General features: G+C 63.5%; 11 protein-coding genes. 2 read left to right on the top strand and 9 right to left on the bottom strand.

Going from position 1 to position 9,492, the window contains the following annotated elements; translation table 11 throughout:
- Positions 1-148 precede the first annotated feature (148 nt).
- The 9 genes from N5J71_RS21670 to N5J71_RS21630 all read right to left on the bottom strand — a co-directional run bounded on the left by N5J71_RS21670 (position 149) and on the right by N5J71_RS21630 (position 7,584).
- On the bottom strand, positions 149-2,143 hold the full coding sequence (locus tag N5J71_RS21670) for a relaxase/mobilization nuclease domain-containing protein (protein ID WP_019396546.1): 1,995 nt from the start codon (positions 2,141-2,143) through the stop codon (positions 149-151).
- A gap of 436 nt (positions 2,144-2,579) precedes the next feature.
- Positions 2,580-3,155, bottom strand: coding sequence for a S26 family signal peptidase (locus N5J71_RS21665; RefSeq protein WP_257709618.1), 576 nt, complete (start codon positions 3,153-3,155; stop codon positions 2,580-2,582).
- Entirely contained in the window at positions 3,152-3,691 is a 540-nt protein-coding gene (locus N5J71_RS21660) for a DUF2840 domain-containing protein (RefSeq protein ID WP_257709617.1), read from the bottom strand. The genes N5J71_RS21665 and N5J71_RS21660 overlap by 4 nt, the downstream gene beginning before the upstream one ends.
- Positions 3,688-3,942, bottom strand: coding sequence for a chromosome partitioning protein ParB (locus N5J71_RS21655; protein ID WP_257709616.1), 255 nt, complete (start codon positions 3,940-3,942; stop codon positions 3,688-3,690). The genes N5J71_RS21660 and N5J71_RS21655 overlap by 4 nt, the downstream gene beginning before the upstream one ends.
- Positions 3,939-4,577 (bottom strand): ParA family partition ATPase, encoded by a 639-nt coding sequence (gene parA, locus N5J71_RS21650; RefSeq protein WP_279917628.1) that lies wholly within the window; start codon positions 4,575-4,577, stop codon positions 3,939-3,941. The genes N5J71_RS21655 and parA overlap by 4 nt, the downstream gene beginning before the upstream one ends.
- 286 nt (positions 4,578-4,863) lie before the next feature.
- The gene (locus N5J71_RS21645; protein WP_257709613.1) at positions 4,864-5,721 is read right to left on the bottom strand and encodes a replication initiator protein A; all 858 of its coding nucleotides are present in this window, start codon (positions 5,719-5,721) and stop codon (positions 4,864-4,866) included.
- Between the two features lie 26 nt (positions 5,722-5,747).
- Positions 5,748-6,032 carry a helix-turn-helix domain-containing protein gene (locus tag N5J71_RS21640; protein WP_257709612.1) on the bottom strand — a complete coding sequence of 95 codons (285 nt, stop codon included), beginning with the start codon at positions 6,030-6,032 and terminating at the stop codon, positions 5,748-5,750.
- Between the two features lie 83 nt (positions 6,033-6,115).
- A complete protein-coding gene (locus N5J71_RS21635; protein WP_257709611.1) occupies positions 6,116-6,907 on the bottom strand; it encodes a DUF7011 domain-containing protein in 792 nt (263 codons plus the stop codon).
- A gap of 326 nt (positions 6,908-7,233) precedes the next feature.
- Complete coding sequence (locus tag N5J71_RS21630) at positions 7,234-7,584, bottom strand: DUF2958 domain-containing protein (protein WP_257709610.1); 351 nt, start codon at positions 7,582-7,584, stop codon at positions 7,234-7,236.
- Between the two features lie 243 nt (positions 7,585-7,827).
- Here N5J71_RS21630 and N5J71_RS21625 point away from each other — a divergent pair, with 243 nt between their 5' ends.
- Positions 7,828-8,121 carry a helix-turn-helix domain-containing protein gene (locus N5J71_RS21625; RefSeq protein ID WP_257709608.1) on the top strand — a complete coding sequence of 98 codons (294 nt, stop codon included), beginning with the start codon at positions 7,828-7,830 and terminating at the stop codon, positions 8,119-8,121.
- 92 nt (positions 8,122-8,213) lie between these two features.
- Positions 8,214-9,443, top strand: coding sequence for a PIN-like domain-containing protein (locus N5J71_RS21620; protein WP_257709607.1), 1,230 nt, complete (start codon positions 8,214-8,216; stop codon positions 9,441-9,443).
- The last annotated feature ends 49 nt before the right edge of the window (positions 9,444-9,492 follow it).

The raw sequence follows: 9,492 nt of genomic DNA, 5'->3' as shown, positions 1-9,492 counted from the left end.
GAAGATTTCTGCGGAAGCCAAGTCACGAACCGGCGTGCGCGTGGCTCCGATCACGCTCATCGGTAATGAGGTCTTCTATGGCACCTTTGCGAGCCAGAAGCCGGGGCTGATGAAGGCGCTCGGCCGTTCGACAAGTAGATGAAGGGTCTCAAGAAATACTTGGCCCGCGCTGCCGTCCAAGCTCCCAAGATACGCCGCCACCGCGCACCACGGCGGCGATATGCTGCCCCAGCCGCTGCTCGATCACCGGCCGCCACGGCACCAAGCTGAATCCCATGCCGTCGTCCAGCATCGCGTAGCGCCCGCTGGCGAGCATGACGCTGCGCCGGTAGATGCCAGCCACGCGCTGCCCGTCGGCCACCGGGCGATGCTCCAGGCCGGTTTCAGCGGCAATGCCCTTCGCGGCCTGTGCCAGTTCCCGGTTGCGCAGTGTGCCCAGCAGGTTGCGCGCCAGGATCACGCGCTGCCCGCGCCGCTCGGCCAGCCCCTGTTCGGCCAGGAAGTCGGCGCGCTGTTGCATGGCCTGTTTGGCCTCGCCACCAAAGCCCAGGTCGCCCAGGCCCGAGCCGCCGCCGATCAACTGCTGGTCGAGCCACGTGGCCCCGATCACGCGGGCCTGCCGCTCGATGGGCAAGTGCGATTTCAGCTCCACGGCCACGCCGCCCAGGCGCTGCGCGTCGTACTGGCGGCCACGCTCGGCCAGGTCGTCCGGCACCTTCCATAGCCCTTCGGCAACGCGCTCCACAATGCCGGCCCGACGCAGGGCCTCCAGCCGGCGGATGTGGGCGGCGACGACTTCTTGCGGGTCGCGTCCGGCCTTGGCCCGGCCCTGCCCGATCGCCAGGTGATGGTCAGTGCGGTACAGGCCATCGCTCGCCAGCGCGGCGATGTTCTTGTCGGCTGCGCGCACGTCGGCCGAGCCTTTCACCTCCACCACGGCGCCGCTCGGGTAGTTCGCCAGCTCGTCGCGGGCGTTGAGCGCGACGTAATGGGCCTTGCCGTCCACCCCGTCGATGACCAGATAGCCCCGGTCGCGCAGCTCGTCGGCCAGCCCCTTCGCGGCCACACGGCCGAGGATGGTTCGGCCATCGTCCCCCGGCTCGAACACGGCCAGCTCGCGCGGCTCGCCGCGCATGGCCCGCTGCACGGTGCGGATGATGTCGCCGCGCTCGCCCAGCGCGCGCAATGTCTTTTCCGCATCGGCATGGATGGCCCAGGTGCCGGGCTGCGTCTCGTCGGCCAGGCCCAGGCGCTGCAAGTGTTGCAGGCGGCCGATTAGCATCAGGCGTTGGCGCTGCAAGCGGGGGGCGTTGAACCTTTCGACGCGCACCAGGCCATCGCCGCCGGCCTCGCCTATCTCACGCTTGAGGGTGCGATCCAGGCTCGTCCACCGCTCTTGCTCCACCTCACGCTGCAAGGTCTGCTGGATCTCCAGTTCGGTGCGCGGCCCCAGCCATTCGGTCGCCAGCTCGGCGGCGCGATAGCGGAAGCCATCGGCGATGTAGTCGCCCGCGATGATGAGGTCTTTGCCGGTGTCGTCGCGCCCGCGCACGACGATGTGCGTGTGCGGGTTGTCGGTGTTCCAGTGGTTCACGGCCACCCAATCGAGGCCCGTACCCAGGTCGGCCTCCATGCGGCCCATGAGGTGCCGCGTGTAGGTGCGCAGGTCTTCCAGCTCCGCGCCATCCTCGGGCGAGAGGATGAAGCGGAAATGGTGCCGGTCGTCGGCGCAGCGTTCCTTGAAGGCGTCGAGATCGGCCACGTCTGTCTGCGGCCCGTAGGCTTGGCCCGGCTCGCCGTCGCGGCCCACGCCGTCGCGCTCGATGTAGCGCAGGTGCTTGGCGAGCGACTGCGGGCTGGCCCGCTGGTGGTTCACCAGCAGCGTCTTGATGGTCGCGCGCCGCGACATAGGCGTCAGCTTCGCCCCGGCGAAGCGTGCTGCCGTGTGGCCGCGCCCCAGGCGCGAGCCGGGCCGCTGGCCGGTGCCACTCGCCGATGCCGGACGGCGCACCGTGGACTTGCCGCTGCTGGCTTTGCCCGCCTGTTTGAGCACCTTGGAAACGAAGCTCTGCCCCTGGCCCTTGCCCCGGTTCTTCGGGGCGCTGGGGCGCACGCGGAAATCGTCGTCGCGGCGGTCGGTCATGGCTGCGCTCCCTGCAAGCTCTGGCGTGTCCTGTCGTGCGAAGCACGCGGACATGCCTGCATTGGCGCGACCTTCGCGCCGAACGCGGCACGGCGGCAAAGCCGCTCCGTGCCGCGCCACCCCCATGTGCAGACTGGCTTTCGACGCGGCCCGGTGCCGCGTCCTTTTGTCTTGCCTTCCGCCTTTGCCCCTCGCTGTCGCTCCGGGCAGCGGCGGCCCGGCGGCGCTGCTGCGCGAGCAGCCAGCGCGCCGGCGAACGCGGCGACGGCCGCAGGCCGGGCGCATTCGAGGCAAGACACCTGCACGTGGGACGGCTGCGCCGGAGGCAGCGCGACGTGCGGCGTGGATACACCCGCACTGCACGCACGACAACACGGCGACGGACAATGGAAGAACACCCCGGATGGCACGATGAAACGCAGCGAGTCGGCAGCCATCATGGGCGTGCCTCCAGCCGGACCGGGCGCGCGGCACCGATCACGGCAGAGGCTCTGACCGGCCCGAAATACCGGCTGTCGAACGACGCCGGATTGGTCATGCTGAGCAGGAACAGTTCACCAGGCCGAAGCTGCCGACACTGTGGCCAGGCTGGCAACGGTCGGCCCAGCCGGTCGGCGGGCAGCACGGCGGCCACCGGCACGCCGTCGATGCGTACGATCCCGCCAGCGATGCACACCTCCTGCGGTGCGATCGCACCCACGCGCTTGAGCAGTGGAACGTGCGTCGGCAGGTAACCGCGCTGCGCAGCGAGCGTGGCTGCTGCTGGCGGCAACGTGGTCAGGATGATGCTGCCGACCGGCAGCGAACCAGCCTGATGGTCGAGGGGTTCGACGCGATACCAGCCGACCGGCACGCTGTCGGACGGGTTGTAGACCAGGCGCGGCAGCGGCTGCACGAAGGACGCCCAGGCCAGCGCAGCGAGGCCGCAAACGGACAGGGCCGCCAGCACGAGGCGAGCGCGCAGGCGCGCGCGAGGACCTGGTGCGGTGCTGGACGCGGAAACCGTGGTCATGACAACGCCCTCCCGACCAGCCAGGCGGCGTGCCGTTCGGCGGTGTAGTCGGGCAGCGGCAAGCGCGCCGTTAGGCGGTTGCCCAGCGTGCGCCAGTACGCGGGCGAGGCGCTGTGCGGTGCGATGCCCAGCGCCTCGATGGCGTCGATGCGTTCCAGCACGGCACGCACACTCTTGTCGCCCTCGGCGCGCAACAACAGGCGTGCGCCCGGCCACACGCCAGGGATGCGCTGCATGGCATCCAGTAGCGTGCAGGCTTGCATCACCATGAGCTGCCAACGGATCGTGCCGTAGTCGTTGGCCTGCCAGTGGACGCGGCAGAACACGACGTTCGGCAGGAACATTGCGACGCGCCGCCAGCGGTCGAGCCGGATGGTGCGCACGGGTTCGCCAAAGCGCAGGTAGAGCTTGAAGCGTGATTCGATATAGGCCAGCGATACGCGGGTCAGCGGCACGTTGTCGGTTTGGCCGGCGAGTACCGAAAGCGACGGCGGCGATGCGACCGCATTCGCGGCAGGCGAAGCGGATGTGGTCATGGTGTGTTCTCCGGGGGAAACTCCCGTTCCAGCAGGCCGCGCAGCAGTTCGGCCACCGTCACGCCTTGCGTGAAGGCCGACACCTTGATGCGTGCCCGCATCGCGGGCGTGATGTCGAGGGTCAGGCGCGCGGTGTAGAGGTCGCCTTTCTGCAAGGCATCGGCGTCGCCCTGGCGAATCCACGCTTCGGCCTGCGGATTCGCCGGCGGGCGCGCGCCGATGGCGATGCGTTTGCCGCGCTCCTTGCTCATGACGGCCACCGCAACAGTTCATCCACCAGGGCGGTGATTTCTCGGGCGGCGGCGCTGTCAGGCGCCGTCTCGCGGGCGAGCCGGCCAGCAGCCACGCTGTCGGCAAAGACGATGCGCTGGCGCACCTCGGCGCGCAGCGCGGGTAGCGGCTGGTCGGCGAGCGCCTGGCGCGCTTCGCGCCCGATCACGGTGGTACTGACGCGCCGGTTGATGACGAAGGCCGCCTGCAATGCAGGGCGAAACACCTGCGCCTCGCGGATCAACGCGACCATCTCGGCGCTGGCCCACAGATCATAGGGACTGGGCTGCACCGGGATCAGCACACGGTCTGCCGCCAGCAGCGCGGAGCGCGCGAGTGCGGCGATGCGTGGCGGGCCGTCGATGACGATGTGATCACAGCGTCGGGCGAGTTCCGGCGCTTCCTGGTGCAGCGTTTCGCGGGCGAGGCCCACGGCGCTGAACAGCCTTGGCAGCCCTTGCTGGCTGCGCCGCTGCGTCCAGTCCAGTGATGACCCCTGCGGGTCGGCATCCAGCAGGATGACCTGCTGACCGCGCAGCGCGAGTTCGCCGGCGATGTGGGTGGCGAGCGTGGTCTTGCCTACGCCGCCTTTCTGGTTGAGCAAGGCGACGATCATGGCGCAGCCCTCCGTGGTGGAAAGCGACGCCATAAACGACTTGAAAAACGCTTGTGCTGTTGGTGGTCGGCGGTTATCCACCGGCCCAATAACAGGGTTTTATCATTCGTTAGAAAGATGTTTAAGTTAGATATAAAGTTAAGGGGCGAAAAAACCCTTGTGGCCATTGAAGTTAGATGCGATTTGCGCGCCTGATAGCACGATACCGGTGCGCCTGATAGCACGAGTCTTGGCGCGCCCGATAGCACGAGCCCATTCACAGATTGTTCCGTTTTCATCCCCAGACTTATCCCCGTGCCGTTTGCGGCACGGGTCGGAATGCGAGGATTTCCGGCGCGCCGGGCCAGCGTTCGATGGATAGCTCGTAACCGGGCAGCGACTGCCGCGCCACCAGGGCGCGCAGATCGCGGGCAAAATCGCGTGGCTGTGCCAGGCTGCCAGACTTGCGATACAGGTAGGGGATGTCGAATTGCCAGCCGCCTTCCTGCCGGCCGCCATGCTTGCGCACCAGCCGGTACAGCCAGCGCTCGATGCCGCCGGTCAGGCGGAAATACGCCGGGTCGATGGTCAGCACCAGGGCGGCGTCGAGTACGCCCGCATAGAACCAGTCCGGCAGGATCAGCTCGATGCCCAGCGGTTTGCCGCTGGCATCGGCCAGTTCCTTCCACTCGTTGATCCAGGAAAAACGATGCAGGCGCCGCCCGGTGGTCTCGCGGATGGACGTGGCCACCGTGGTCGATTGCAGCCGGTCGAGCGCGGCCTTCAGGCGCTGGTAGTCGCGCAACGATGTACCGCGCCCGATGAAGCGCAGGATCTCGTAAGGCGTAGCCTGCATCCTGCGCGACGGTTGGATGCCCGCATCGCGGGCTTCCACGATCTGGCTGGCGGCCCAGATCAGGATGTCGGCGTCCCAGATGGTGGCGATGCCGTGTTCCTGTGTGCCTTCCACGCGCAGGGTGACGTTGCCGCTGCGAAAGTCGATCGGCGCCGTGCGCCGCGACTTGGCCAGCGAGAAGAACGGATAGGCCATCAAGTCCTGGGCATCGCGCGGCGCCATGTCCTCGCCCGGCAGTGCGCGGAACAGATCGAGCTGTTCTCGCTGCTGCGCTGGCCGCTGCCGGGGCGGCAGCGATGGGCTGGACATGACGATGGCCACCGGCGCGCCGACGATCAGCGACCATCACGGTAGTCGCCCGCGTGGCGTTCGGCGTATTCGGGGTCGGACGTGGCCTCGTAGCTGCGGGCATCGGCCCAGGCATCGAGGTCGGCCACGGCGTACATGACGCGGCGGCCGAACTTGCGGAACTTCGGGCCACCACCGATCACGCGCTGTTTCTCCAGCGTGCGCGGCGACAGGCGCAGATACTCGGCGGCTTCGTCGTTGGTCAGGTAGCGTTGGGGCTGCGCAGGCGCAGCGGCAGCAGCGGCGGCAGGCCGCAAGGGAGCGGGTCGCATGGGATGAACCTCCATCGGTTGAAAACGCCCGGCCACACAACGCGGCCGGATGGAGGCAGTCTCAGAAAACGCGGGGCTCCTGCTCAGGGACGTTTTGCTGCAAGAGCAGTGCGTCCCTGTTCAACGGGTGGAAGCTGTGCCAGGCGGCGATAGCCGCCGCGCATCAGCGCATCGCCCCGGCGCACCAGCCGACGCACGCGGGCGCGCAGGGCGCTGTCGGCGTGCCAGTCGTCCGCGACGGCATCGACGCCGAACAGCCCTTCGGCCACCTCGCGCAAGGACGCGCCCGCCAGGGTCGCGTCGAGCGCCTGCAAGGTGTGCAGTTCCAGTAAGGGCGTCAGGGGCGGCCGGGGCCGCGTCAGCGCTACGGGTGGGATGCCGATGGCGGCGGTCAGCTCGTTCAGTGAGGCCGTCAGCGCCTGACAGCGCGCGTGGGGCATGTCACAGGCCCGGATGGCATAGACGTAGGCCATGCCATCGGCCAGGCCGGGCGCCAGTGCGAGGCGTAGGCAGGCACCCGGCCAACGGGCCACCAGCAGCAGGCGCCGGCCGTCGTGGATCAGGTACTTGTGGCCGGGAATGCGCCACAACGCGAAAGCCACGGCATTGGGCGGTGGGTCGGCATCCGGGTAGAGCTGGAGCACGGCATCGTGGTCGGGAAACCACGTCGGATGCGCGTCGCGCGCATCCAGGGTCGGGTCTTCCAGCAGGCGCAGCCCCCAACGCCGCGCCGCGTCCGACCGACGGCGCAGCCAGTCGCGGCGGTAGTCGGGATGGCGGCGCAGGTATTCCCAGGCCAGCGCCGGACCATCCAGGTGCAGAACGTAGAGATAGGCCGCTGTCGGATACCAGGACTCGGCGCTGCGATCAGCCATGATGACGCAACCTCCCTCGGTTTGAGGTACGTCGCCACGGCGCAAAGGCGCGCTATGAAGCCATCATCGAAACGTCATGAGTGAAACGATAAACTGTCAGCGTCAAGACCGATTGGCTCCGATGCGTTGCGGGTTTCGTCCGAATGCGACGGCGACAATGCACCGAAATGGCATGCCGCATCGGCCAGCCTGCCAAAAGCCGCGCCGGGCATCATGACTGTTTCGATCAGGTACGCACTGTTCGGGTGCAAGGTTGCCCATTAAGACCGGAATGGTCTGGAGCCAGACTGAAAAAGACACAACGCGCTGCCGTTGGCTCCGGTTTTTCAGTCGGTGATCGAGCCGTTTTCCTCGGCCAGCCGCAGGTATTCCGACAGTCTCCGCACCGGCTGGAAGTAGCGGTCGCGCATCACGGGTTGCCGATGCGGCCCGACGATGGACACCAGATCAGAGAGCTTCACCGTTCCCAGGGCAGGCATGCCGATCCCCAGGTCGATCAGGCCATAGGCCGTGTCGCCATCGGCGGGATCGAGCGAGACCAGCAGCCAGATGGCGTGGGCGTCCGGGGTGAATAGGCGTACCACCGGCACCGGGTCGGTGTCCTGGCCTGCGGCGCGTGCTTGACCGTTGGCGAGCAATTGCGCGCGCTCAGGGGTGGTAGTGAGCGGCTGGGGCATGGTCGGCAATCCCACAAATCCAATGATGCACGGATGCGGTTTCATGCCAAAGCGCAGAGCCGCAAATCCGGATTCGTGCCTTCGTGTGCAAGCACGGATGCGGTTCTGTGGCTTTGCTGGAATCCACCGATGCGGATTTCTGTAAAGGCACGAATACGGAGAACAACACCAAATGAACACTATAGATTGTAGTCCTATAGGGCGCAATGGGCTGTCATCTTGGTTTTTGAGGGGAAACCATTGGTGGCGGAACAATACTCATTGGCGAAAGCGTTGAAGACGGTCAGAAAAGCGCGTGGCTTGAGCCAGGAAGCGTTTTCCGACGTGTCGAGTCGTACCTACATGAGTACGCTGGAGCGCGACCTGAAAAGTCCGACCATCAGCAAACTAGCCGAACTATGCGAGGTAATGGACGTTCATCCCCTGACACTTATGACTTTGTCGTATTCAAACGACAACATCGTCAAAGCCAACGAACTTCTTACTCAGGTGCGAGAGGAGTTGGACCAGATACTAAATATGAGTGGCGACAAATGAGCAGCATCATAGGCGCTCACTTTTTTCATGGGCCAACTTAGTCACTGGCGATAACTGTTTCTCGATTCAAATTCATACTGGACTTTCAATTTATGAAAAACAAATTTGATTGGTATCTAGCCCCATCGGAGAGTGAGTTGGATATCATCTGGAAAGATGGAATCCTGACAGTCGATACGAACGTTCTTCTCGATCTATATCGCTATCATGAGGATACAAGAAATAGCCTGCTTGAAGTGCTTCAGAAATTTGAGGGCAAGAAGTGGATTTCACATCAGGCTGCAACTGAATTCTTCAGAAACAGAACCAAAGTTATAATTTCATCGGAGAAATCATTCAAGCAAGCACAAGATGAAATGGAAAAATTGAATGCCAGCCTCAATTCTTCCATTGCACAACTAAGAGGAAATCGAATAATCCCGTCCGCACTGCCTGACGAACTGGATAGAACGATAAGACCATCAATACTGGAAGCTCAGTCAAAAATCCAAGAGGCAAAAGATGGGTATCCAAAATTTCTTCGTGATGATCCAATTCTCGAGAAACTTCTCGATCTGTTCGATGGCGCAGTTGGTGACGACTTTAGCGACGAGGATAAAGAGCGAATTGAGCATCAGGCTGAGAAGAGGAAAAATAACAAAATCCCCCCTGGGTATCTGGATGATGACAAGGACGAGGATCGACCATACGGAGACTATTATCTGTGGCTCCAAGTCATCGAACATGCGAAAACAGCAGCAAAGCCGATCATACTTGTCACATCAGAACGCAAAGAGGACTGGTGGGAGAAGCTGTCGGGGAAAACAACTGGACCAAGGCCTGAGCTAGCTAAAGAGGCGAAACAATTCTCTGGGCAGCGAGTATTGATTTATCAGACGGAGCGTTTTTTAGAGCTAGCGCTTCAACGACTTCAACAGCCCATTAATGAGACAGCAATCGAGGAAATTCGTGCCGTAAGTGCTTGGCGACTGGAAGCAGTGAGATTGCAAAGACAATCCATAGTGGAGAACACAAGCCATAAAAACATAGGCACCTTGATTGTTGAGTTACGACGCCAAGTACGGAATTTCACAGTCAGCGGGCATTTAGATCCGAACATGATCGCTCCTCCGGCACTTAAGGTTCGTCTGCTGGATGCTCCAGAAGAATTGCCGGCTCATAGGCTTAGTGCTGGCACAGGCACTACCCATGATTTCAATATTCATATTGTTTGTGTGGACAAGGACGCCCAGCTTCCTATCGGAGAATATATTTTTGAATATGAAGCATCGTGCAAAACTCTCGAAGACAATCTGGATTCAGACGAAACGATAGAAAATTGAAATACTCGGCAACCTTGCTGTACTGCGCTACGATGGAGGGCAAGGATAT

The organism is Ectopseudomonas oleovorans, assembly GCF_029845265.1.
Lineage (GTDB): Bacteria > Pseudomonadota > Gammaproteobacteria > Pseudomonadales > Pseudomonadaceae > Aquipseudomonas > Aquipseudomonas oleovorans.
The sequence above is the reverse complement of the archived record's forward strand: the minus strand, read 5'-3'. Positions and strand labels throughout refer to the sequence as shown.